Origin of the sequence: Mesorhizobium sp. B2-3-6, assembly GCF_006442305.1 — a bacterium.
In the GTDB taxonomy this organism is placed as follows: Bacteria; Pseudomonadota; Alphaproteobacteria; order Rhizobiales; family Rhizobiaceae; genus Mesorhizobium.
The window spans coordinates 259103-280781 of the sequence record NZ_VFVW01000007.1 but is presented as its reverse complement, the minus strand read 5'-3'; the positions used below and the strand labels follow the sequence as shown (position 1 = coordinate 280781).

The window sequence follows — 21679 nt, the reverse complement described above, 5'->3', positions numbered from 1 at the left end:
CTTCATTTGTTGCGGATTGCGAAGCGGCCGATTATGCGCCGCTCGCCCATATCGTAGACGAAGATCGTGCGGCTGCCATCGACAAGTTCGGCCTCGATCGAGACGCGATTGCCGGATAGCGACTGGCTGACCACCCTGGCGCCGACCGGCAGCACGATGTCTCCGCTGAGCGGTTCGCCGGCGGGCACCTGGATGTCGCCGGCCAGCGGCGGGCTCACCGGCGCTGCCTTGCGTGATTTGTAGACAATCGCCGCGATCACCACCATAAGGGCCAGCAAGAGCAGGCCGAGATTGATGGCCATGAAGCGGATGAGCCTGCCGCGCACCTTTTCGATCTCGGGGTTGAGCGGCTTTTCCCCGCCTTCAACAACGGCGTCTTCGTCGGCGGCGGGGCGGGCCATGGCAAACATTCCGGAACGATTCTCGATGAGCGCTCATAACGAAGAGGCCCCCGGATTGATAGAGGACCAATTCATGCAGGCAGAACCGATCGTGCTCGTGGCCGGCGCCGACGATGCCGGCCAGCGCATCGATCAGTGGCTGGCAGGCAGGCTCGGCCCGGAAATGTCGCGCAGCCGCGTGCAGATGCTGATCAGGCAGGGCGCGGTCTTGGTCGACGGCAAGGCCGTTGTCGAGACCAAGTGCAAGATGTCGCCGGGCGAAACTGTCTCGGTCGCCATGCCGGAGCCGGAACCAGCGGAGCCACAGGGGGAAAACATCGCCCTCGATATCCTCTATGAAGATGACGAACTGATCGTCATCAACAAACCCGCCGGGCTTGTCGTCCATCCCGGCGCCGGCAATTGGACCGGCACGCTGGTCAATGCGCTGATCCATCATTGCGGCGACAGCCTGTCCGGCATCGGCGGCGTGCGCCGGCCGGGCATCGTTCATCGCCTCGACAAGCAAACCAGCGGCGTCATGGTCGTGGCCAAGACCGACCGCGCCCACAAGGCGCTTTCGGAGGCCTTTGCCGATCACGGCCTGACAGGCGATCTCGAGCGCGCCTACCTGGCGCTGGTCTGGGGCATACCGCAGCGGCCGGCCGGAACGGTGGATGCCCCACTCGGCCGCGCCGCCGACCGTGTACGTCGCGCCGTAGTACCCGAAGGACGCGACGATGCCCGCCACGCCGTCACCCATTTTGCGGTGCAGGAGCGCTTCGGCGAAAACCAAAAGGAATTCGCAACCGCAAGTCTGGTTGAATGCCGGCTGGAGACCGGCCGCACCCATCAGATCCGCGTCCACATGGCCCATATCGGTCATCCGGTGCTCGGTGATCCCGATTACGGCCAAGCCTTTCGCACCAAGGCCAACCGGTTGCCCGAACCGCTGAGAAGCCAGGTCAAGGCCTTCTCCCGGCAAGCTTTGCACGCCTGGCTCCTTGAATTTCGCCATCCGACTACCCATCTATCGATGAGGTTCGAGGCACCGATACCGAGGGACATGGAGGAACTCGTCGGCGGCTTTCGCAGTCTTTGAATCCGCCGCCCGGCAAGCTTCAAATCAGCCATCAAAAAACCTGACTGGCGTTGTTCACTTCAGCGTGACACACTGTTTCGTGTTGAACAAATGCCTGTCTTTTCTGGTTTTGTTCCTGTATATATCTGATGTCGCGAGCGAGCCTTTGGTGCTCGCGTCACATGCCCGCCGCGTTTCGGGGGCATCACTCCAATAGAGAGGGGGCGCTATCATGGCCCAGTCACTACCCAGTATCGTTTCCGGCGAAGGCGGCCTCAGCCGCTACCTGGAAGAGATCCGCCGCTTTCCGATGCTTCAGCCGCAGGAAGAGTACATGCTCGCCAAGCGTTATGCCGAGCATGAGGACACTTCCGCAGCGCACAAGCTCGTCACCAGCCATTTGCGGCTCGTCGCCAAGATCGCCATGGGCTATCGCGGCTACGGCCTGCCGATTGGCGAAGTGATCTCGGAAGGCAATGTCGGCCTGATGCAGGCCGTCAAGAAATTCGAGCCAGAGCGTGGCTTCCGCCTCGCGACCTACGCCATGTGGTGGATCAAGGCCTCGATCCAGGAATACATCCTGCGCTCGTGGAGCCTGGTCAAGATGGGCACGACCGCCAACCAGAAGCGTCTGTTCTTCAACCTGCGCAAGGTGAAGGGCAAGATCCAGGCGCTTGACGACGGCGACCTCAAGCCCGACCAGATCGCCGAAATCGCCACGAGGCTGAACGTCTCGGAAGCGGAAGTCGTGTCGATGAACCGCCGCCTGTCGGGCGACGCCTCACTCAACGCGCCGATCCGGGCGACGGAAGGCGAGTCCGGCGAATGGCAGGACTGGCTGGTCGACGACCACGAAAGCCAGGAAGAGATGCTGATCGAGCAGGACGAGCTGGAAAACCGGCGCGGCATGCTGTCGGGTGCTCTTGCGGTGCTCAACGAACGCGAACGGCGCATCTTCGAGGCGCGCCGCCTCGCCGATGAGCCGCTGACCCTGGAAGAACTGTCGGCTGAGTTCGACATCAGCCGCGAGCGCGTGCGCCAGATCGAAGTGCGCGCTTTCGAGAAGGTGCAGGATGCCGTCAAGGCCGCCGCCAAGCGCCAGACCCAGGCGCTGCGCACCATCGAGGCGCAGCCGGCGGCTTAAAGCCGGCATCGGCAACAAGATAAAACGGCGGCGTCAGGAGACTGGCGCCGCCTTTTTGTATACCGCAGCGGGTGCTGTGATTGCTTCAAAGCCCATCCAGCGGAAATTTCAGATACCGTCGGCCATTGGCTTCCGGTTCCGGCAGGCGTCCGCCATTCATGTTGACCTGCAGCGCATGCAGGATCAGCCTCGGCATCGGCAATGTCCGGTCGCGCGCCTCGCGCAGGGCAACGAATTCGGCCTCGCCGCGCGCGGCGGCAAGATGTATGTTGTCGGCTTTCTGCGCGGCAACCGTGCTCTCCCATAACGCCTGGCGCCCGCCGGGCTGATAATCATGGCCGACAAAGACGCGCGTGTCCTCCGGCAGGGCCAGAATGCCCTGGATCGAGTGCCACAGGCGCGCGGCGCTGCCGCCGGGAAAATCCGTCCTTGCCGTGCCGCTGTCGGGCATGAACAGCGTGTCGTGAACAAAGGCTGCATCCCCGATCACATAGGTGATCGACGCCAGCGTGTGCCCGGGCGAGAAAAGCACCCTTGCTGGAAGCGTTCCCACCCGAAAAACCTCGCCGTCGCCGAACAGCCGGTCCCACTGCGAGCCGTCGGCGGGGAAATCCGGCCAGTTGTAGATCGCCTTCCACAATTTCTGGACCTCGACGATCCTCTCGCCGATCGCCGTCGGCGCCGCGGTCCTTTGCTTCAGGTACTGCGCGGCCGAGAAATGATCGGCATGCGGATGGGTGTCGAGAATCCATTCGACGCTCAGTCCCTCCGCCCTGACGAAATCCAGCAGCGCATCGGCATTGGCTGTCGAAACTGCGCCGGACTTCTCGTCGAAGTCGAGGACCGGATCGATTATGGCACACCGCTTCGTCACCCGGTCGGCGACGACATACTGGATGGCGCCGGTCGGCTTGTCGTGGAAACCGGTGACCTCAGGCTTTGCCGAACCTATGTCCAATCCGACGTCCCCTCCGTTAGCCAGACAGGAATGATTTTCCCTGCCAGAGCAACATAAGAGCATGCTTGTCTAGCGGGGCCCTGCCGTCAAGCACGCCTTGCCAGAAAAGCGACGGAAGTCGAAAAATGCCGGCCAGGCAACTGGAGCAATTCCAAGCGGTTTCCCGGGAAAGGCGCGTGGCGCTTTGCCCAAGGAATTGCGCAAAAACAAAGAGATGGTTCGCCGTTTCCGTGAACCGGAGAGCCGCTTTACGCGGAAGGCTGCTTGGTCTTCCTGAGATAGGGCAGGATGGTCTCGTAGGCGCCGAAGCGCTTGATGGCGTCCTCGTTGGAAACGGCCGCGGTGATGATGACGTCCTCGCCCTGTTTCCAGTTCGCCGGCGTCGCCACCTGGTGCTTGGCGGTCAGTTGCATGGAATCGACCGCGCGCAGGATCTCGTCAAAGTTGCGGCCCGTGGTCATCGGATAGGTCAGCACCAGCTTGATCTTCTTGTCGGGCCCAATGACATAGACCGAACGCACGGTGGCATTGTCGGCGGGCGTGCGGCCTTCCGAGGTCTCGCCGGCACCGGCAGGCAGCATGTCGTAAAGCTTGGCGACCTTGAGATCCTTGTCGCCGATCAGCGGATAGTTCACCGAATGGCCGGTCGCCGTCTTGATATCGTCCTGCCATTTGCCGTGGCTTTCGACCGGATCGACCGAAATGCCGATGATCTTGACGTTGCGCTTCTTGAACTCGCCCTCGAGCCCCGCCATCGTGCCCAACTCGGTCGTGCAGACGGGAGTGAAATTCTTCGGGTGGCTGAACAGCACCGCCCAGCCGTCACCGATCCACTGGTGAAAGCTGATCGGTCCTTGCGTGGTCTCGGCGGTGAAATCCGGGGCGATATCGTTGATGCGAAGGCTCATGTTGTTTCCCTACCCTTGAAATGTTGCCGGCAACGGCTGGCGAGCGCTCAAATCTTTTTAACACCTCGGCGGCAACCCACAAATGCCTAAAGCCACAGGCGCCCGTCGCGCCCGCGAAAAAATTTCTCTTCTTGCCGCCAAGTTCGGCAGGAATTTCCGAGGAGACCGCTTATGCCTTGTTGACGGCCAGCGTCGCCGCAAGATCTTCCATGCGCTGCGCCAGCGCGCCAAGCGCGTTGGTCAGCACGCTGTCGCTCTTGTCGGCCTTGGTCAGCGCCTCGTCGCGGGTCTTGCGCAAGGTCAGCACTTCGCTTTCCATGCCCTTGACGCGCTTCTGCAGCTCCGAGAGTTCATCCATGACCATGATGCCGGCCATGACCGTCAGCCGCTGGTCGCCGATCTCGCCGAATGAATCCTTCAGATGCGAGACGTAGCGATCGAAACGCTCGGCGAGATCGATCAGATGCTCTTCCTGGCCTTCGTCGCAGGCCATCCGATACTGCTTGCCGTCGATGGAAACCGTGACCTGTGCCATCAGCCTACCTATCCAACACAGCGCGGATGGTTTCCATGGCGGTCACCAGTCGTCGCGACACTTCCTTGTTGGCATCCTCCAGCCGCTCGGCGCGCGCCTCGGAACTGTCGAGCTCCTGCGCCAGCCGCGAGCGGTCGGCATTCATCCGCTGCACCTCGGCCTCGGCTTCCGAATAATCGCGCTCATGCTCGAGCTTGGCCGCGACGGCGTTTTCCAGGCCTTCCATGGCCTTGCCCAGCCTTGCGATGACTTCCTTGAGTGTCGTTTCCCCGGTCATGGCCTCGTCCTGTGCCCTGCCCATCACCGAATCGCTCGCGTTCAGAACGCGTTATCTCTGAAACATTAGGCACCGGGTGAAGGCGACGTCAACAAAGCTCTCGCGACTGTCCCCTGCTAACGCTAATATAGGCCTGCCCGCGGCATCACAAGGCCGGCAAATGCGCACCGGTTTGTTGACTAAAAGTGCGCGCCTGCTATGTGTCGCGCACGTTTTTCAAGGGCTCTCCCAAGGCCCCGAACCCCACCCCGGAGGAACCATGACGTCGCGTGAACAACATGACCGGATGGCCAATGCGATCCGCTTTCTCTCCATGGACGCGGTCGAGAAGGCGAACTCCGGCCATCCCGGCCTGCCCATGGGCTGCGCCGACATTGCCACGGTGCTGTTCACCCGTTTCCTGAAATTCGACGCCAAGGCGCCGCATTGGGCCGACCGCGACCGCTTCATCCTGTCGGCCGGCCATGGCTCGATGCTGCTCTACTCGCTGCTCTACCTGACCGGCTACGAAGACATGACGATCGACCAGATCAAGCACTTCCGCCAGTTGGGCTCGAAAACCGCCGGCCATCCCGAATATGGCCACGCCGCCGGCATCGAAACGACCACCGGCCCGCTCGGCCAGGGCCTTGCCAATTCTGTCGGGTTCGCGCTCGGCGAGCGCATCATGAACGCCGCCTTCGGCAACGACCTCGTCAGCCACTACACCTATGTGCTGGCCGGCGACGGCTGCCTGATGGAAGGTGTCTCCCAGGAGGCGATCGCGCTTGCCGGGCACCTCAAGCTCAACAAGCTGATCGTGTTCTGGGACAACAACAACATCTCGATCGACGGCCCGGTGTCGCTGGCTGACAATACCGACCAGGTCGCGCGCTTCCAGGCTTCCGGTTGGAACGCCAGCCACATCGACGGCACGGATCCGGAAGCCATCGCCTATGCGATCGAAGCCGCCCGCCATTCCGACAAGCCGACGATGATCGCCTGCAAGACGACCATCGGCTTCGGCGCCCCGACCAAGGCCGGCACCAACAAGGCGCACGGCTCGCCCCTCGGCGCCAACGAGATCGCCGGCGCGCGCAAGTTCTTCAACTGGGAGTCACCCCCCTTCGAGGTTCCAGCCGACATCCTCGATGCCTGGCGCACGGCCGGCACGGCCGGCGCCGAGGCGCGCGCCGACTGGGAAGGTCGCCTCGCCAAGACCGACGCCAAGCTCAGGGCAGAGTTCGAGCGCCGCGTTGCCGGCAAGCTGCCGTCCAACTTCGACGCCGTCATTGCCGACTACAAAAAGAAGCTCTCCGCCGACAAGCCGAAGGTCGCCACCCGCAAATCTTCCGAAATGGCGCTGGAAGTCATCAACGGCGCCGTGCCCGAAACCATCGGCGGCTCGGCCGATCTCACCGGCTCCAACAACACCAAGACCAGCCAGACCAAGAACATCACCCCGGACGACTACGGCCAGCGCTATGTTCACTACGGCATCCGCGAACACGGCATGGCTGCCGCCATCAACGGGCTGACGCTGCATGGCGGCCTGATCGCCTATGGCGGCACTTTCCTGTGCTTCTCAGACTATGCCCGCCCCTCGATGCGACTGGCCTCGCTGATGGGCGTCCGCTCGATCTTCGTCATGACCCATGACTCCATCGGTCTAGGCGAAGACGGCCCGACCCATCAGCCGGTCGAGCATGTGGCGGCACTGCGCGCCATCCCCAACCACAACGTGTTCCGTCCGGCGGACGCGGTCGAGACCGCCGAATGCTGGCAGTTGGCCCTTGAATCGGAAAAGACGCCGTCAACGCTGGCGCTGACCCGACAGAACCTGCCGACCGTGCGCACCGAATTCACAGAGAAGAACCTGAGCAGCCAGGGCGCCTATGAGCTCGCCGCCGCCAGCGGCGAAGCCGCGGTGACGATCTTCGCCACGGGTTCGGAAGTCGAGATCGCGCTCGGCGCCCGTGACCTCCTGGAGAAGCACGGCCATCCGACCCGCGTCGTCTCGGTTCCTTGCTTCGAACTGTTCGATAAGCAGAGCGAGGACTACCGCCGCAAGACGATCGGCAATGCGAAGGTGAAGATGGCGATCGAAGCCGGCATCCGCCAGGGCTGGGATCACCTCATCGGCTCCGATGGCATCTTCATCGGCATGACCGGCTTCGGCGCCTCGGGAACGATCGAGCAGCTCTATCCGCATTTCGGCATCACCGCCGAGGCGGCCGCCAAGGCGGCGGAAGCCCGCCTGCATGGCAAGTAAGGCCGTGCTTGTTGCCCAAAAGTGTATCTCGATTTTGGGACAGCGACATGTATGAAACAAGAACGCTCGGCGAAACCGCGTACAGCGGTTCCGCCGGACTGGCCTGACCTAATCGATTTAAATCCACGTCGCCGCGGCTGGATTCTTTCCGCTTCCGCCGCTATGAAGCTGCGGACCAATCGTCTGCCCTCCAGCTCCCAAGGAGAGAAAAATGACCGTCAGAGTTGCCATCAACGGATTCGGCCGCATCGGCCGCAACATCCTGCGCGCCATCCATGAATCCGGCCGCAAGGACATCGACGTCGTCGCCGTCAACGACCTCGGCCCGGTTGAAACCAACGCCCACCTCCTGCGTTACGACAGCGTACACGGCCGCTTCCCGCACGAAGTATCGGTTTCCGGCGACCAGATCACCGTCGGCAAGGAGACGTTCAAGGTCACCGCGATCAAGGATCCGACCCAGCTGCCGTGGAAGGAGCTCGGCGTCGACATCGCGCTCGAATGCACCGGCATCTTCACCGCCCGCGACAAGGCAGCCGCACACCTGACCGCCGGCGCCAAGCGCGTCCTCGTTTCGGCGCCCGGTGAAGGCGCCGACCTCACCGTCGTCTACGGCATCAATCACGACAAGCTGAACAAGGACCACATCGTCATCTCGAACGCGTCCTGCACCACCAATTGCCTGGCGCCGCTGGCCGCAGTCCTGCACGAGACGGTCGGCATCGAAAAGGGCATGATGACGACGATCCATTCCTACACCGGCGACCAGCCGACGCTGGACACCATGCACAAGGATCTCTACCGCGCCCGCGCCGCGGCACTCTCGCAGATCCCGACCTCGACCGGTGCCGCCAAGGCCATCGGCCTGGTGCTGCCCGAGCTCAAGGGCAAGCTCGACGGCATCTCGATCCGCGTGCCGACGCCGAACGTCTCGCTCGTCGACTTCAAGTTCATCGCCAAGCGCTCGACGTCGGCGCAGGAGATCAACGAGGCTGTGATCGCCGCCTCCAATGGCAAGCTCAAGGGCATCCTGTCGGTTACCCATCATCCGAACGTGTCGATCGACTTCAACCACGACCCGCACTCCTCGATCGTGGCGCTCGACCAGACCAAGGTGATGGACGGCAACTTCGTTTCGGTGCTGTCCTGGTACGACAATGAATGGGGCTTCTCCAATCGCATGGGCGATACCGCGGTCGCCTTCGGCAAGACCATCGCCTGATCGCGGGCCCATCTTCCAGAGACTTGAAACGCCCGGTTTCGTCCGGGCGTTTTCGTCGGAGTGCTCGGCAACGCGTCGCTTCGCTCCTGCTAAGCCCAAGGACGACGAAGTTGTGGGGCTTCGGCCCAAAAAACCGCTCTCCCGCCTTGCGCCGGCCATGCCTTCGCCCCACTCTTCCTTGAATCGAGAGAAGAGGCAGGGGACAAGTCACGGATGGAGCATGCGATCTATCTCGTCACGCTGGTGGGCACCGCGCTTGTCGTCGTCGCCGCGTTTTCGAGCCTGATCGCCTTCCGCTTCGGCGCACCGCTGCTGCTTCTGTTTCTCTGCATCGGGCTCGCCACCGGGACCGATGGCCTCGGCATCGAGTTCGACAACGCCCGCATCGCCTATTTTGCCGGCTCACTGGCGCTGGCGGTGATCCTGTTCGATTCCGGCTTCGGCACGCCTCTCAATGCCTTGCGGCAGGCAGCCGGGCCGGCGCTGTCTCTGGCCACATTCGGCGTGATCCTCACCACTGGCCTGTTCGGCGCCGCCGCCTACTATATGCTCGATCTCACCTGGCTGGAATCCTTCCTGCTCGGTGCCGCCGTCGCCTCCACCGACGCGGCCGCCGTGTTCTTCCTTTTGCGCGCCGGCGAGATCAATCTGCGCGAGCGCGTGCGCTCCACGCTGGAGGTGGAGTCCGGCACCAACGATCCGATCGCCATCTTCCTGACCATCACCCTGGTCGAGATCATAGCCGCCCATGCCGACCCCGAGGCCAATGTCCTGGTCACCAACCTCGTCCTCGGCTTCCTCATTAACATGGGCCTGGGCGCCATTGTCGGCGTGCTGGGGGGCCTCGCCATCGTGCGCCTCGTCGACCGGCTCAATCTCGACCATGGCCTGCTGCCGATCTTCGTGCTGACCCTATCGCTGATGGTCTTCGCCGCCGCCGGCGCCATCGGCGGCTCCGGTTTCCTGGCGGTCTATCTTGCCGGTCTCATCGCGGGTAATTCCGACATCCGCGCCGTCACCATCCTCAAGCGCTTCCAGGACGGCATGTCCTGGCTGGCGCAGATCATCATGTTCCTGATCCTCGGCCTGTTCGCGACGCCCTCGCAATTCCCGGCGATCATGGTGCCGGCGGTGCTGCTTGGCCTGTTCCTGATGTTCGTCGCCCGGCCGATCGCGGTCTGGCTTTGCCTGGTCCCGTTTCGTCTGCCGCGCCCCGAAGTCGCGTTTGTTTCCTGGGTCGGCCTGCGCGGCGCCGTCTCGATCCTGCTTGCCATCACTCCCTTGCTCGGCGGGCTGGAGAATGGCCGCACCATCTTCAACGCCGCCTTCATCATCGTCCTGGTGTCACTCGTCATCCAGGGCTGGACCGTTGGTCCGCTGGCGCGCCGTCTCGGCCTGATCGTGCCGGCGCGGCTCGGACCTCTGGACAAGGTCGAGCTCGAACTGCCGGGCTCGGCCCATCACGAACTCCTCGCCTACCGCGTCGCGCCGGGCAGCCCGGTGGCGCGCGGCGAGCGCATCCCTCGCTGGGCGCGGCCCTCGCTGGTGTTGCGCGACGGACGCTCGATGCGTTTCCAGGACATGGGCAGGCTTGCCGCCGGCGACCAGGTCTACATCTTCGTGCCGGACCGCTATCCACGCCTGCTCGACAAGCTGTTCGCCAGCCGCGCCGTCGTCGACCCCGAGGACGCCGATTTCTTCGGCGCCTTCGCCGTCGATCCGGCGCGTTCCGCTGCCGAACTGGAAGCCGCATACGCGCCGGGCCTGAGCGAGGCGGAACAGAAGCTCACCGTCGGCGCCCTGGTCACGGCGCGGCTCGGCGGCCATGCCGAATATGCCGACCGCGTGCTGATCGGCCCGATCGAGCTGATCGTGCGCGACGTCGACGACAAGGGCAGGATCACAGGCCTGGGCCTCTCCTTCGAACCGACCGCGCCCGTGGCGCGGGTACCGGTCTTCCTCAGCGCCGGCGAGATCGCCGACCGGATCAAAGCCTTCGTCCAGACCTGGCGCAAGCCGGTGGAAACACCGATCACCGCCGCACGCGCAGACGAGAAAACCGAGCCGGCGGTGGAAAAGGCAACGACCGAAAGCTGACACGGCGATCCTTTGCGCCGCACCCATCCGCCTGCCGTGACGCTTCGCGACGTCGACGCCTTCGCCTTCGCCTTCGCCTTGAAAATTTCGCGCCCTCCCCAGCCAAGTCTTGCATCGTCGTCGGTGCGGGGTATGGTCCCGGCGATTTCTCAGCGAAAGGAACCAGCATGGCCAGCTTCAAGACACTGGACGATATCGGCAACATCAATGGCAAGCGCGTGCTGGTGCGCGTCGACCTCAACGTTCCCGTCGCTGACGGCAAGGTCACCGACACGACCCGCATCGAACGCATAGCGCCGACCATCGCTGAATTGTCAGGCAAGGGCGCCAAGGTCATCCTGCTCGCCCATTTCGGCCGGCCCAAGGACGGTCCCTCGCCGGAATTCTCGCTGGAGCCGATCGCCAGGGCGACGGCCGAGGTGCTTGGCCGTCCCGTGGGCTTTGCCGGCGACTGCGTCGGCGACACGGCGGGAAGCGCGGTCGCCGCCATGAACAAGGGCGACGTGCTGCTGCTCGAGAACACCCGCTTCTACAAGGCCGAGGAGAAGAACGACCCGGCCTTCACCGAACGGCTCGCCGCCAATGGCGATATCTTCGTCAACGACGCCTTCTCCGCTGCCCACCGGGCGCATTCCTCGACCGAGGGACTGGCGCATCTGTTGCCAGCCTTTGCCGGCCGCACCATGCAAGCCGAACTGGAAGCGCTGGAGAAGGGCCTTGGAAATCCTGTTCGCCCGGTGGTCGCCATCGTCGGCGGCGCCAAGGTCTCGACCAAGATCGACCTGCTGATGAACCTGGTCAAGAAAGTCGACGCGCTGGTCATCGGCGGCGGCATGGCCAACACCTTTCTCGCCGCACGCGGCACCGATGTCGGCAAGTCGCTGTGCGAGCACGACCTCGCCGCTACCGCCAAGCAGATCATGATCGAGGCGGCCGAGGCCGGCTGCGCCATCATCCTGCCCGTCGACGGCGTCGTGGCGAAGGAATTCAAGGCGGGTGCGGCCAGCGAAACCGTGGCCATCGCCGACGTGCCTGCGGATGGCATGATCCTCGATGTCGGCGAAAAGACCGTGAGGGCCGTTGCCGACTGGATCGACCGCGCCGCGACCTTGGTCTGGAACGGGCCGCTCGGCGCGTTCGAGATCGAACCCTTCGATCGCGCGACGATGGCGGCAGCCAGGCATGCGGCGGCCCGCACCAAGACCGGCAAGCTGGTTTCGGTGGCCGGTGGCGGCGATACCGTGGCGGCGCTCAACCAGGCCGGGGTTGCCGACGATTTCACCTATGTCTCGACTGCCGGCGGCGCCTTCCTCGAATGGATGGAAGGCAAGCCGCTGCCGGGCGTCGACGTGCTCAAGCGTTGAGACGATCAACTCGAGGCGAGCGCGCGGCGTTGCCGGGAGTTTCGATCGATTGGAGCTTTCCGGCGTCATTCCTTTGGCGGTAGTGTTCTGTCAGGCGCAGAACAACACCGTCAAGGAGAAGCACGATGAGCGAACGTCTTGAAGACATTGCCGCCGCGATGGTGGCCAACGGCAAGGGCCTGCTGGCCGCCGACGAAAGCTCGGGCACGATCAAGAAGCGCTTCGACGTCATCGGCGTCGAATCGACCGCGGACAGCCGGCGCGACTACCGCGAGATGATGTTCCGCACTAGCGATGCCATGACCAGGTATATTTCCGGCGTCATCCTTTACGACGAGACCATTCGGCAGAAAGCGGCCGATGGCACGCCGCTGGTCGATATCATCAAGGCTTCAGGCGCCATCCCCGGAATCAAGGTCGATGCCGGCGCCAAGCCCCTGGCCGGCTTTCCCGGCGACACGGTCACCGAGGGCCTCGACGGCCTGCGCGAGCGGCTCGCCGACTATTACAAGCTCGGCGCCCGCTTCGCCAAATGGCGTGCCGTGATCGACATCGACAAGGCCAAGGGCGTGCCGTCGGTCACCTCGATCAGCGCGAACACCCATGCGCTCGCCCGCTATGCGGCCCTTTGCCAGGAAGCCGGCATCGTGCCGATCGTGGAGCCGGAAGTGCTGATGGACGGCGCCCACGACATCGACACGTGCTATGAAATCTCGAGGGCGACGCTGACGAAGCTCTACGACGAGCTCTACGCGGCCCGGGTGGTGCTCGAGGGCACGATCCTGAAGCCCAACATGGTGCTGGCGGGCAGGAAGTCGGGCGCGGTGAGCAGCCCTGAAGAGGTCGCGGAAAAGACCATAAAACTGTTCCGTGAGGCCGTGCCGGCGGCGGTGCCGGGCATCGCCTTCCTCTCCGGCGGCCAGGAGGACGAGGAAGCGACCGCCAACCTCAACGCCATCAACGCCATCGGCCCGCATCCGTGGAAGCTGACCTTCTCCTATGGCCGCGCCCTGCAGGCTGCCCCGCAGAAGGCCTGGAGCGGCAAGGCATCCAATGTTGCCGCGGGTCAGGCCGCCTTCACCCACCGTGCCCACATGAACCATCTGGCGGCGCTTGGACAATGGAAGCCGAGCCTGGAGCAGGCTGCCTGACCACGGTTTTCCGTCTCTATCGGACCCGGGCCATGCGCCCGGGTTTTGCTGCGCTCCGCCGGACTTGGGATGAAGCGCCTCCATCCCTATTTCTCTCCAGCGCAGCCGGCGCGATGTCGGCTCATGCCCGTCCCGAACGTCCTTGGGATGAAGCCAGGGAGAGGTTCATGCATCGCAACAAGGTCGTTTCACGCGAGGATTGGTTCCGGGCACACAAAGCGCATCTGGCGCGCGAGAAGGAATTGACGCGATTTCGCGAGCGCATCGCGGCGGAACGGCGCGAATTGCCCTGGCTGAAGGTGAGAAAGGACTACGTCTTCGAAACCGAGCAGGGTCCAAGATGCCTGGCCGAACTGTTCGCCGGCCGCAGCCAGCTGATCGTCTATCATTTCGTGTTCGGGTCCGGCTCGACCCATCATTGCGAAGGCTGTGCGTTCGTCGCCGACCACATGGACGGTGCCAATCAGCATCTGAGACACCATGACGTGTCACTTGTCGCGGTGTCACGCGCGCCGCTCGCCGAGCTGCTGCCCTACCGAGAGCGCATGGGTTGGAAATTCGACTGGGCCTCATCCTATGCCTCGGACTTCAACTTCGACATGCAGGTGTCGTTCACCGACAAGCAGATCGCATCCGGTGAAGCGATCTACAACTTCGAGACGCCCGTTCTGAAATCGAAAGACCTGCCGGGCACCACCGTGTTCTACCGGGACGAGACCGGCGACATCTTCCTGACCTTCATGTCGCGCGCCCGCGGCAGCGAACAGCTGATCGGCGCCTATCAATATCTCGACCTTGCGCCGAAAGGCCGCGACGAGACCGGGCCTTATAGGACCTTGATGGACTGGGTGCGGCTGCATGACCAGTATGGAAACAGGTCGCAAGCGGACAGGGCTTAGGCATTCAGCGATCCCATCGAACATTGGACGCTTGAAGGCGTCCGCCACCGGTGCAAGGATCGTTCACCTCCGGCGAAACATGCGTTAAATGCTGCTCGATGCGACGCTTTCCGGCTCTCCTCACTTGGCTCGCCTTTCCTGTCTATGTCTGGCAGGGGCTTGGCGTGCGCCGACGCACCTCGCGCATGCTGCCCGCGCAAGGCCCGGTCATGCATGAGATAGCCGGCCGGAAGCCGGCGGTTTGGCTGCTGGTGCTGGGCGATTCCTCCGCCGCCTCGGTCGGCATCGAAAAATCCGAGAATGGCCTGGCCGCGCAGCTGGCCGTCCTGATCTCGCAGCGAACCGGCCGCGCCGTGCGCTGGCGCGCCGCCGGGTTCAATTCGGCGACGTCGGGGCAGATCCGCGACCACGTCCTGCCCAATCTCTCGGCCGATCCGTGGACGCATATCGTGCTCGCCATTGGCACCAACGACACCAAGAATTTCCACTCCGTGCCCCGCTTCAAGAGGGCGTTCGGCGGTCTGCTCTACGCCCTGCGCGCCAAATGGCCTGAGGCCCGCGTGGTGTGGTCTCCTGTGCTGGAGTTCACGCAAGCGCCAGCCATGCCGCCGCTGCTCGGCAAGATCCTGGAAATTCGCGCCGGTGAGATGAACCGGATGGGCAAACGTCTTTGCCTCGAACGCGGTGCGGTGCCGGCGCCGCGCTTGCCGATCACCAATCCCGAAGCCGGCTTCGCCTCGGACGGATTTCATGCATCGGAAGCCGGTTACCGGGCCTGGGCCGAGCACCTCGTCGGCTGCGTGATCGAAGAGTGATTGCCGCCGGCTCGTGCCGGCCCGATATTCCATCCTGCGCATTCCAGGCGGGAAACCGCCAGACACCTTCCTGGAACTGCGCTACGTCCAATGTCCAAGCACGGCCGTTATCGAAATGGCCGCCATGGCCAGGAGCGCCAGCTTCCAGAAGTCGCTGCGCCGTTTCAGCCCCGGCCAGCCGAGCGGCTTGATCAACTGGATGACCATGATGCCAAGGATGACGAGGGCGAGGAGTTTCGACATGCCGCCTTTGACCAGCATCGCGGTCGGCTGTCAAAGCGCGTCGTTCGTCGCTCGAAAAAAATAGGCGCCGCGATCCGGACTGGAACGCGGCGCCAGCCTTTGATCGGAGAACGATCTACTTCAGCGGCTTGAGGCCGGCCTCGATCGAAGCGCGCTTCGATTCCAGGAATGGCGGCAGGGCCAACTTTTCGCCCAGCGTCTCCAGCGGTTCGTCGGCGGTGAACCCCGGCCCGTCAGTGGCGATCTCGAACAGGATGCCATTCGGCTCGCGGAAATAGAGGGAGCGGAAATAATAGCGCTCGACCTCGCCGCTCGACGGCAGACGGAATTCGGCGAGCCGCGCCGTCCATTGATGCAGCGTCTCCTGGTCCGGCGCCCTGAAGGCGACGTGATGAACCGCACCGGCACCTTGCCTTGCCGGCGCCAGTCCCGGCTGCACCAGGACGTGCAATTCCGCCGCCGGCCCACCCTCGCCCATTTCAAAGACCTGAACCTGGCCCTCCGGCGAGGCATAGTCTCGGACCTTGCGCATGTTCATCACTTGCGTCACCACTGCTTCGGTATTGGTGAGGTCGGGAACGCTGATGACGATCGGCCCGAGCCCGCGGATCTGGTGTTCGACCGGCACGCGGCTTTGCGCCCAGGGGCGGCTGTCGCCCTTGCCGTCATCGCTGACGAGGCGCAGACGCTGGCCCTCGGGGTCCTCGAAATCCAGGCTGGCGTAGCCACCGATGTCGGCAATCTCACTCGTGACGATATTTTCGTCAGTCAAGTGTTGCTTCCACCAGGCAAGGCTGTCCTGGCCACCAACCCTGAGGCTGGTCCGGACAATGCTGTGGGTGCCGCGTCGCTCGCGGCCGACCGGCCAGTCGAAGAAAGTAAGGTCGGTGCCCGGCGTCGCTTCGCCATCGGCATAGAAGAGGTGGTAGGCTGAGGTATCGTCCTGGTTCACCGTCTTCTTGACCAGCCGCAAGCCCAGCACCCTTGTATAGAAATGAAGATTTCCACGCACATTGGCGGTGATGGCGGTCAGATGGTGAATTCCTGTCAGTTGAAGGCTCATGGTCGTCTCCCTGTTTTTGGGGAAGAATTTTCTCCTTCCATATCAGAACTTCGGATCCCTGGCTGGAGACCACGTATCCTGACAGTCCGTCGCCAAAGGCTGAACAATGGATCATGACCAGGCATTGCAGTAGTGAACAATCTCGGCCTTCTAAACCTGCTTCGGGCCGCGGTCTGATGCAGTGAAAACGATACCTTCACAGGGATAACCCACCGATCGCAACTATTATCCAAGCCCTGCCATCCTCCTGACAGACTGCTGTCAGGAGGGGTGTGCGATACTGTCTTCATTCACAGAGAGGAGACTAGCCATGACCGGTTCCACCATTCTGCGCGGCATGCAGCACTATGTCGGCAAGATTCGTACGATGCGCAACGAGATCCGCACCCAGCGGTTCATCAACTCGCTGCCGGCGGACATTCGCAAGGATATCGGCTGGCCGGACATGTATGCCGAACGTCGCCTTCGCGACAATTGAGACGAATTTTTCGGCAAAGCGGTTGGATGTAGGCGCCCCAACGCCCAGATGATAAGTCCGGCACGCGAGGGACGGAGCGAGCGTATGCCCAAGCAGAAGACAATTGGCCTTCTTTTCATAGACGGCTTCGCCGACTGGGAATATGGCCTGCTGGCCGCCTCGGCGGTCGAATGGTTCGGCGCCCGCGCGGTTTCGCTGACACCCGATGGCAGGCCGGTGAGCGGGATCAGCGGTTTCCGGCTGACGCCCGACCGCTCGGCCGGCGCCGATGAAAATGCCGATCTCGATGCCATCGCCGTCATTGGCTCCGACCGATGGGCGGGCGAGGCGCCGCCCGAGGTGGCGGAATTGCTCAGGGACGTTGCGATGCGGGATGGTGTCGTCGGCGGTATCTGCGCCGGAACGCTGGCGCTGGCCCGAGCCGGCATGTTCGAGAAGGCGAGGCACACCAGCAATGGCCGTGACTGGATCAATCGCCACATTGCTGGCTATGCTGGCGATCACAATTATCAGGACGTGCCGCATGCCGTGTCCGACGGCAAGATCGTTTCCGCGCCAGGTTCGGCGCCCGGCACCTTCGCGCTGGCCTTCCTGAAGACGCTCTATCCTGAACGAAACGGCGAACTTGCCGAGATGCGGACGCTATTCGCCAGGGAGTATGCTGAACCCTCCTGACAGAATGGTGTCAGGAGCGCCATGCCATAGATGCGAGCGGTGAACAGGACGAGCGATGAAGAGCTGGACCGACAGATTGAACACGCCGGGGGTGAACGGCATCAAACCGGCCCCGCGCACGGTGGCAGATGGAGTCGAAGACCAGACGATGCTGGTGCCGACGGCGCAACAGGTCGACGAATTCATCCGCTCGATTCCCGAAGGCGTCGAGATGGACGTTCGCGTGCTGCGCACGGCGCTTGCCTTTGACCGTGGCGCCGAAGTGACATGCCCGGTCGCGATCGGCTATCATCGGCGTACCGTTGCCGAAGCAGCCATTGAGGATCTCGGGCGCGGCATGACGCTGAGCGATGTCGCGCCCTTCTGGCGCGAGCTCGATGCCCAGGACGCCGACAACGAGGAAATTGTCCTTCGGCGCGGAATTTGTGGCCGCGCAGCGCAAGTGCGAAGGCCTGAAACCATGATGCATGCCGCCGAGTGTTCTGCGGTTTCGGAATAAGGCATGCGCAAGAACACGATGCATGCAGCCCAAAAGTGGGAACCGGTTTTGGGCGACATGCATAGGAACAACATCGAGGGACCATACGATGCGACGCGCCGACAGGCTCTTCCAGATCGTGCAGCATTTGCGCGGTGGCCGTCTGGTCACCGCGCAGAAGCTTGGCACATGGCTCGAGGTTTCCGAGCGAACCATCTATCGCGACATAGCCGACCTTCAGTCGACCGGAGTGCCGATCGACGGGGAAGCGGGCGTCGGCTACATGATGAGGGAGGGTTTCGACCTTCCACCGCTGATGTTCACGCGTGACGAGATCGTGGCGCTGGTCGCCGGCGCCCGCATGGTGCGTGCCTTTGGCGGTGCGGCCATGGCCCGGGCCGCTGATGAGGCTTTGGTCAAGATCGGCGCGGTGCTGCCCGATGCCGAAAAGGACCGTATCGCCCGCACTGAGATCCACACGCCGATGTGGGTGGTGAGCGACGCCGCGCGCGAAGCGATCGACCTGATCGAGCGCGCCATAGAGAAGCGCCAGGTGCTGACCATCGACTATTCGGACGAAGCTGGCCGCGGCACCGCCCGCGACATCAGGCCCTTGGGCCTTTGGTTCTGGGGCAAGGTGTGGACACTGGTCGCCTGGTGCGAGATGCGCGACGATTTCCGCGCCTTCCGCATCGATCGCATCGCCTCGGTGGTCATCGCAGGCCGCGTCTTCAAGCCGGAGCGCGGCAAGCAGCTCGCCGATTTTTACCGGGCGGTGGAACGCAGCGAGAATTACGGCATGGCGCCGGACCGTGCGGCGCGAAGCTGAGATCTCCAACCCGTAAGTAAAAAAGCCCGCTCGAAGCGGGCTTTTCGGTGGAGTTCGCGAGAATTCTACTCCTCGTCGTCGTTATCCTTGTCCTTCGACTTCAGAGCCGAGAGCTTGGCGAACACGGCGTTGGCGTCGAGTTCGGCATCCTCGTCCTTCGGCTTTTCGGGAGCCGGAACCAGGCGCTCGGTCAGCGCCGCCGGCAGCAGTGTGTCGCCGACCGGCTGTGCCTGCTCGCGGCCGCGCGATGCGCGGTTGACTTCCATGTCAAGATCGATCTGCGAGGCGAGACCGAGCGTCACCGGGTCCATCGGCTGCAGGTTGGCAGAGTTCCAGTGCTTGCGCTCGCGGATCTGCTCGATCGTGGACTTGGTGGTGCCGACGAGGCGCGAGATCTGCGCGTCCTTCAATTCGGGATGGTTGCGCACCAACCAGAGAATGGCGTTCGGTCGGTCCTGACGCTTCGACAGCGGGGTATAGCGCGGACCCTTGCGCTTGGATTCCGGCACCCGCACCTTGGGGTCCGAGAGCTTCAGCCGCTGGTTCGGGTCCTTCTCGGCACGCGCGATCTCGTCGCGGGTCAACTGGCCGGTCATGATCGGATCCATGCCCTTGATGCCTTGCGCCGATTCGCCGTCGGCGATCGCCTTGACCTCGAGCGGATGCAGCCCGCAGAACTGTGCTATCTGCTCGAAGGAAAGCGCGGTGTTGTCGACCAGCCAGACAGCGGTCGCCTTTGGCATCAGCAGCGTATTGGCCATTTTAAAAATCCTTCTCGTTCGCCCGCGTTCCCGCGCGGGCGGTGGTTTAGAGCCACCAAAATGGGAAATTCGGGGGTTATATAACCGCTCTCCGGCCGTTCCGCAATGTTTTTGGGAATGCGTTTTTGGAAACGCGCGTCGATCTGGCAGCCACACCGGGGGCAGATCGATCACGGATCGGCACGAAATGGTGCCGCGAATATGTTTGGGTTCAGAAAGACAAAACCCGCCGGACAAGGTCCGGCGGGTTCGGAACCGGCGACGAGCAAGCGTCTGCGGCGGCTCTGCTTTGCGACCCCGCCTTGCGGCGGGGTGGTTCTTGAAGTCAGATCGCCTGGCGGGCGATCTTTTCGATGTCGGCGCGGTTGATGCCGAGATCGCTGAGCTGGCGCGCGTTAAGGCGGTTCAGTTCGCGCACGGTCTCGTTGTACATACGCCAGTTACGGAAAGCGCGGATCGGGTTCATGTCAGTCCTCCAAATGGGGTGTTCGTTTCGATGATGCTCAAATAGTCATCATCGAGCGGCACTTGAATGGCTGATTTTGCATAGCAATGATGCAAATGCTGCATTGCACCATTAAGCTTTTGTTCAGCTTGCAGGCAGGGGCCGGGTCGCGGGTATGAGCCCGCCTCGGCCAGCCGGGCATCGGCAATGTTGCCGTCAGCCGACGTCGAGCACGATCTTGCCGATATGATCGCCTTCCTCCATACGCTCATGCGCCCGCCAGGCATCGGCAAGCGGGAAGATCATGTCCATGACGGGCGCGATCCGGCGCGTGCCGAGCAACGGCCACACCTGCGCTTCGAGCGCGGCTGCCAGCGCCGCCTTGAACTCGACGGTGCGCGGCCTCAGTGTCGAACCGGTATGAACAAGCCGCTTGACCATGATTTTCGAGAAATCGGCGCTCGCCACCGCGCCGCCTTGCAGGGCGATCTGGACGATCCGGCCCTCGACCGCCGCGGCCTCGTAGTTGCGCGCCACATAGTCGCCGCCGACCATGTCGAGGATGACGTCGGCACCCTTGCCGCCCGTCGCTTCCTTGACCGCCGCGACGAAATCCTCCTCGCGGTAGTTGATCGCCCGGTCGGCTCCGAGCTTCAGGCAGGCATCGCATTTCTCCTTGTTGCCGGCCGTAGTGATGACATGGGCACCGAAGGCCGATGCAAGCTGGATCGCCGTTGTGCCGATACCCGAAGAGCCGCCATGAACCAGCAGCGTTTCGCCTTTCTTCAAGCCGCCGCGCTCGAACACATTGTGCCAGACGGTGAAATAGTTTTCCGGCACGGCCGCCGCTTCCGTGTGGGTGAAACCGGCCGGCAGCGGCAGCACGCTGCCGGCATGAACCTTGACATATTCGGCATAGCCGCCGCCGGGGGTGAGCGCGCAGACGCGCTCGCCAAGGCGCCAGCGAGAGATTTCGTCGCCGAGCGCGGCCACTTCGCCCGACGCCTCCAGGCCCGGCAGGTCCGACGCACCGGGCGGCGGCGGATAGGCGCCCTTCCGCTGCTGCACGTCGGGCCTGTTGACGCCGGCGGCGCGCACCTTGATCAATATCTCGCCGGGACCGGGCACAGGCACATCGCGCGTCTCCGGTTTCAGCACCCTGGGCCCACCCGGCTCGGAGATCGCGATGGCCGTCATCCTTGCCGGAATTTTAGATCCGCTCGCCATGAAATCTCCCGTCTTTCCTCGCCGCATTCTTGCCGGCTGTTTGCATCGACGCCCCTGCCCTATGTATGCTCATTGGCAAATCAGGCAAATGGCCAATCGGTATGGCGGAGGAGGAGCACAAATGGCGATCTTCGACGACGACCCCAAGAAGAAGGCGCGTCCGCACGAGATCGGGCAGGACCTGTCGCTGCTCTCCGTCGGCGAGTTGTCGGAACGGATCGGCATCCTGCGTGACGAGATCGCCCGGTTGGAGGCTGAACTCAAGTCGAAGGACAGCACCAAATCCGCGGCCGAGGCGCTGTTCCGCCGCGGATAAGGCCGAAAAGACCCGCCTCCGAAAAGCCCGAATGCGACTGTCTTCAGACTCTGCGCCTCTCCTCGATTCCAGCCGGATCAAA

Annotated in this window: 24 protein-coding genes; 14 read left to right on the top strand and 10 right to left on the bottom strand. The window is 63.2% G+C overall.

What is annotated here, in order from left to right:
• Positions 1–2: 2 nt before the first annotated feature.
• Positions 3–401 (bottom strand): fimbrial protein, encoded by a 399-nt coding sequence (locus FJ953_RS21545; protein WP_140517879.1) that lies wholly within the window; start codon positions 399–401, stop codon positions 3–5.
• A gap of 25 nt (positions 402–426) precedes the next feature.
• Here FJ953_RS21545 and FJ953_RS21540 point away from each other — a divergent pair, with 25 nt between their 5' ends.
• Together FJ953_RS21540 and rpoH are read left to right on the top strand one after the other, a co-directional pair.
• Positions 427–1482: an RluA family pseudouridine synthase gene (locus FJ953_RS21540; protein ID WP_140517878.1), complete on the top strand. Its 1056-nt coding sequence runs from the start codon at positions 427–429 to the stop codon at positions 1480–1482.
• A gap of 211 nt (positions 1483–1693) precedes the next feature.
• A complete protein-coding gene (gene rpoH, locus FJ953_RS21535) occupies positions 1694–2605 on the top strand; it encodes an RNA polymerase sigma factor RpoH (protein ID WP_027023478.1) in 912 nt (303 codons plus the stop codon).
• An 85-nt stretch (positions 2606–2690) separates the two neighbouring features.
• On the opposite strand, the gene FJ953_RS21530 is transcribed toward rpoH, so the two are convergent.
• The 4 genes from FJ953_RS21530 to FJ953_RS21515 all read right to left on the bottom strand — a co-directional run bounded on the left by FJ953_RS21530 (position 2691) and on the right by FJ953_RS21515 (position 5283).
• The gene (locus FJ953_RS21530) at positions 2691–3563 is read right to left on the bottom strand and encodes an MBL fold metallo-hydrolase (protein WP_140500555.1); all 873 of its coding nucleotides are present in this window, start codon (positions 3561–3563) and stop codon (positions 2691–2693) included.
• Between the two features lie 248 nt (positions 3564–3811).
• Positions 3812–4471, bottom strand: a complete 660-nt coding sequence (locus tag FJ953_RS21525; RefSeq protein WP_140500553.1) for a peroxiredoxin — start codon at positions 4469–4471, stop codon at positions 3812–3814.
• Positions 4472–4640: 169 nt separating this feature from the next.
• A complete protein-coding gene (locus tag FJ953_RS21520; RefSeq protein ID WP_140500552.1) occupies positions 4641–5006 on the bottom strand; it encodes a cell division protein ZapA in 366 nt (121 codons plus the stop codon).
• A gap of 4 nt (positions 5007–5010) precedes the next feature.
• On the bottom strand, positions 5011–5283 hold the full coding sequence (locus FJ953_RS21515) for a DUF4164 domain-containing protein (RefSeq protein ID WP_140500550.1): 273 nt from the start codon (positions 5281–5283) through the stop codon (positions 5011–5013).
• Positions 5284–5542: 259 nt separating this feature from the next.
• On the opposite strand from FJ953_RS21515, the gene tkt reads away from it, so the two are divergent.
• The 7 genes from tkt (at position 5543) to FJ953_RS21480 (ending at position 15082) form a co-directional block, all read left to right on the top strand.
• Entirely contained in the window at positions 5543–7534 is a 1992-nt protein-coding gene (gene tkt, locus FJ953_RS21510) for a transketolase (RefSeq protein ID WP_140625022.1), read from the top strand.
• A 211-nt stretch (positions 7535–7745) separates the two neighbouring features.
• A complete protein-coding gene (gap, locus tag FJ953_RS21505; RefSeq protein WP_140500546.1) occupies positions 7746–8756 on the top strand; it encodes a type I glyceraldehyde-3-phosphate dehydrogenase in 1011 nt (336 codons plus the stop codon).
• A gap of 213 nt (positions 8757–8969) precedes the next feature.
• Entirely contained in the window at positions 8970–10853 is a 1884-nt protein-coding gene (locus FJ953_RS21500; protein WP_140517876.1) for a potassium/proton antiporter, read from the top strand.
• Between the two features lie 167 nt (positions 10854–11020).
• Complete coding sequence (locus FJ953_RS21495) at positions 11021–12217, top strand: phosphoglycerate kinase (RefSeq protein WP_140561553.1); 1197 nt, start codon at positions 11021–11023, stop codon at positions 12215–12217.
• 125 nt (positions 12218–12342) lie between these two features.
• On the top strand, positions 12343–13368 hold the full coding sequence (locus tag FJ953_RS21490; RefSeq protein ID WP_140558417.1) for a class I fructose-bisphosphate aldolase: 1026 nt from the start codon (positions 12343–12345) through the stop codon (positions 13366–13368).
• A gap of 167 nt (positions 13369–13535) precedes the next feature.
• Positions 13536–14267: a thioredoxin family protein gene (locus tag FJ953_RS21485; protein ID WP_140625021.1), complete on the top strand. Its 732-nt coding sequence runs from the start codon at positions 13536–13538 to the stop codon at positions 14265–14267.
• A 98-nt stretch (positions 14268–14365) separates the two neighbouring features.
• Positions 14366–15082 carry an SGNH/GDSL hydrolase family protein gene (locus tag FJ953_RS21480; protein ID WP_140584726.1) on the top strand — a complete coding sequence of 239 codons (717 nt, stop codon included), beginning with the start codon at positions 14366–14368 and terminating at the stop codon, positions 15080–15082.
• Positions 15083–15163: 81 nt separating this feature from the next.
• Here FJ953_RS21480 and FJ953_RS21475 read toward each other — a convergent pair whose 3' ends face one another.
• Together FJ953_RS21475 and FJ953_RS21470 are read right to left on the bottom strand one after the other, a co-directional pair.
• Positions 15164–15343 (bottom strand): hypothetical protein, encoded by a 180-nt coding sequence (locus FJ953_RS21475; protein ID WP_181165425.1) that lies wholly within the window; start codon positions 15341–15343, stop codon positions 15164–15166.
• Positions 15344–15440: 97 nt separating this feature from the next.
• Positions 15441–16388 carry a ring-cleaving dioxygenase gene (locus FJ953_RS21470; RefSeq protein WP_140584728.1) on the bottom strand — a complete coding sequence of 316 codons (948 nt, stop codon included), beginning with the start codon at positions 16386–16388 and terminating at the stop codon, positions 15441–15443.
• A 310-nt stretch (positions 16389–16698) separates the two neighbouring features.
• Here FJ953_RS21470 and FJ953_RS21465 point away from each other — a divergent pair, with 310 nt between their 5' ends.
• The 4 genes from FJ953_RS21465 to FJ953_RS21450 all read left to right on the top strand — a co-directional run bounded on the left by FJ953_RS21465 (position 16699) and on the right by FJ953_RS21450 (position 18848).
• Complete coding sequence (locus FJ953_RS21465) at positions 16699–16866, top strand: hypothetical protein (protein ID WP_140500534.1); 168 nt, start codon at positions 16699–16701, stop codon at positions 16864–16866.
• 84 nt (positions 16867–16950) lie between these two features.
• A complete protein-coding gene (locus FJ953_RS21460; protein ID WP_140517872.1) occupies positions 16951–17541 on the top strand; it encodes a DJ-1/PfpI family protein in 591 nt (196 codons plus the stop codon).
• A 55-nt stretch (positions 17542–17596) separates the two neighbouring features.
• Entirely contained in the window at positions 17597–18040 is a 444-nt protein-coding gene (locus FJ953_RS21455; RefSeq protein WP_224680332.1) for a hypothetical protein, read from the top strand.
• 88 nt (positions 18041–18128) lie between these two features.
• Entirely contained in the window at positions 18129–18848 is a 720-nt protein-coding gene (locus FJ953_RS21450) for a YafY family protein (RefSeq protein ID WP_140625020.1), read from the top strand.
• Between the two features lie 65 nt (positions 18849–18913).
• Here the strand turns inward: FJ953_RS21450 and FJ953_RS21445 are convergent, their stop codons facing one another.
• From FJ953_RS21445 to FJ953_RS21435, 3 genes are all read right to left on the bottom strand, one after another.
• Positions 18914–19609, bottom strand: a complete 696-nt coding sequence (locus tag FJ953_RS21445) for a DUF1013 domain-containing protein (protein WP_140550924.1) — start codon at positions 19607–19609, stop codon at positions 18914–18916.
• A gap of 325 nt (positions 19610–19934) precedes the next feature.
• Positions 19935–20075: a DUF1127 domain-containing protein gene (locus FJ953_RS21440; protein ID WP_140500528.1), complete on the bottom strand. Its 141-nt coding sequence runs from the start codon at positions 20073–20075 to the stop codon at positions 19935–19937.
• 195 nt (positions 20076–20270) lie between these two features.
• Complete coding sequence (locus tag FJ953_RS21435; protein ID WP_140500527.1) at positions 20271–21281, bottom strand: NAD(P)H-quinone oxidoreductase; 1011 nt, start codon at positions 21279–21281, stop codon at positions 20271–20273.
• Between the two features lie 121 nt (positions 21282–21402).
• Here FJ953_RS21435 and FJ953_RS21430 point away from each other — a divergent pair, with 121 nt between their 5' ends.
• Positions 21403–21597, top strand: coding sequence for a DUF1192 domain-containing protein (locus FJ953_RS21430; protein WP_140625019.1), 195 nt, complete (start codon positions 21403–21405; stop codon positions 21595–21597).
• Positions 21598–21679 lie beyond the last annotated feature (82 nt).

Excerpts from the sequence above, each read along its gene's own strand:
- FJ953_RS21545 (WP_140517879.1), bottom strand. The coding sequence starts at position 401 with ATGGCCCGCCCCGCCGCCGACGAAGACGCCGTTGTTGAAGGCGGGGAA.
- FJ953_RS21540 (WP_140517878.1), top strand. The coding sequence starts at position 427 with ATGAGCGCTCATAACGAAGAGGCCCCCGGATTGATAGAGGACCAATTC.
- rpoH (WP_027023478.1), top strand. The coding sequence starts at position 1,694 with ATGGCCCAGTCACTACCCAGTATCGTTTCCGGCGAAGGCGGCCTCAGC.
- FJ953_RS21525 (WP_140500553.1), bottom strand. The coding sequence starts at position 4,471 with ATGAGCCTTCGCATCAACGATATCGCCCCGGATTTCACCGCCGAGACC.
- FJ953_RS21520 (WP_140500552.1), bottom strand. The coding sequence starts at position 5,006 with ATGGCACAGGTCACGGTTTCCATCGACGGCAAGCAGTATCGGATGGCC.
- FJ953_RS21515 (WP_140500550.1), bottom strand. The coding sequence starts at position 5,283 with ATGACCGGGGAAACGACACTCAAGGAAGTCATCGCAAGGCTGGGCAAG.
- tkt (WP_140625022.1), top strand. The coding sequence starts at position 5,543 with ATGACGTCGCGTGAACAACATGACCGGATGGCCAATGCGATCCGCTTT.
- gap (WP_140500546.1), top strand. The coding sequence starts at position 7,746 with ATGACCGTCAGAGTTGCCATCAACGGATTCGGCCGCATCGGCCGCAAC.
- FJ953_RS21500 (WP_140517876.1), top strand. The coding sequence starts at position 8,970 with ATGGAGCATGCGATCTATCTCGTCACGCTGGTGGGCACCGCGCTTGTC.
- FJ953_RS21495 (WP_140561553.1), top strand. The coding sequence starts at position 11,021 with ATGGCCAGCTTCAAGACACTGGACGATATCGGCAACATCAATGGCAAG.
- FJ953_RS21490 (WP_140558417.1), top strand. The coding sequence starts at position 12,343 with ATGAGCGAACGTCTTGAAGACATTGCCGCCGCGATGGTGGCCAACGGC.
- FJ953_RS21485 (WP_140625021.1), top strand. The coding sequence starts at position 13,536 with ATGCATCGCAACAAGGTCGTTTCACGCGAGGATTGGTTCCGGGCACAC.
- FJ953_RS21480 (WP_140584726.1), top strand. The coding sequence starts at position 14,366 with ATGCGACGCTTTCCGGCTCTCCTCACTTGGCTCGCCTTTCCTGTCTAT.
- FJ953_RS21475 (WP_181165425.1), bottom strand. The coding sequence starts at position 15,343 with ATGCTGGTCAAAGGCGGCATGTCGAAACTCCTCGCCCTCGTCATCCTT.
- FJ953_RS21470 (WP_140584728.1), bottom strand. The coding sequence starts at position 16,388 with ATGAGCCTTCAACTGACAGGAATTCACCATCTGACCGCCATCACCGCC.
- FJ953_RS21465 (WP_140500534.1), top strand. The coding sequence starts at position 16,699 with ATGACCGGTTCCACCATTCTGCGCGGCATGCAGCACTATGTCGGCAAG.
- FJ953_RS21460 (WP_140517872.1), top strand. The coding sequence starts at position 16,951 with ATGCCCAAGCAGAAGACAATTGGCCTTCTTTTCATAGACGGCTTCGCC.
- FJ953_RS21455 (WP_224680332.1), top strand. The coding sequence starts at position 17,597 with ATGAAGAGCTGGACCGACAGATTGAACACGCCGGGGGTGAACGGCATC.
- FJ953_RS21450 (WP_140625020.1), top strand. The coding sequence starts at position 18,129 with ATGCGACGCGCCGACAGGCTCTTCCAGATCGTGCAGCATTTGCGCGGT.
- FJ953_RS21445 (WP_140550924.1), bottom strand. The coding sequence starts at position 19,609 with ATGGCCAATACGCTGCTGATGCCAAAGGCGACCGCTGTCTGGCTGGTC.
- FJ953_RS21440 (WP_140500528.1), bottom strand. The coding sequence starts at position 20,075 with ATGAACCCGATCCGCGCTTTCCGTAACTGGCGTATGTACAACGAGACC.
- FJ953_RS21435 (WP_140500527.1), bottom strand. The coding sequence starts at position 21,281 with ATGGCGAGCGGATCTAAAATTCCGGCAAGGATGACGGCCATCGCGATC.
- FJ953_RS21430 (WP_140625019.1), top strand. The coding sequence starts at position 21,403 with ATGGCGATCTTCGACGACGACCCCAAGAAGAAGGCGCGTCCGCACGAG.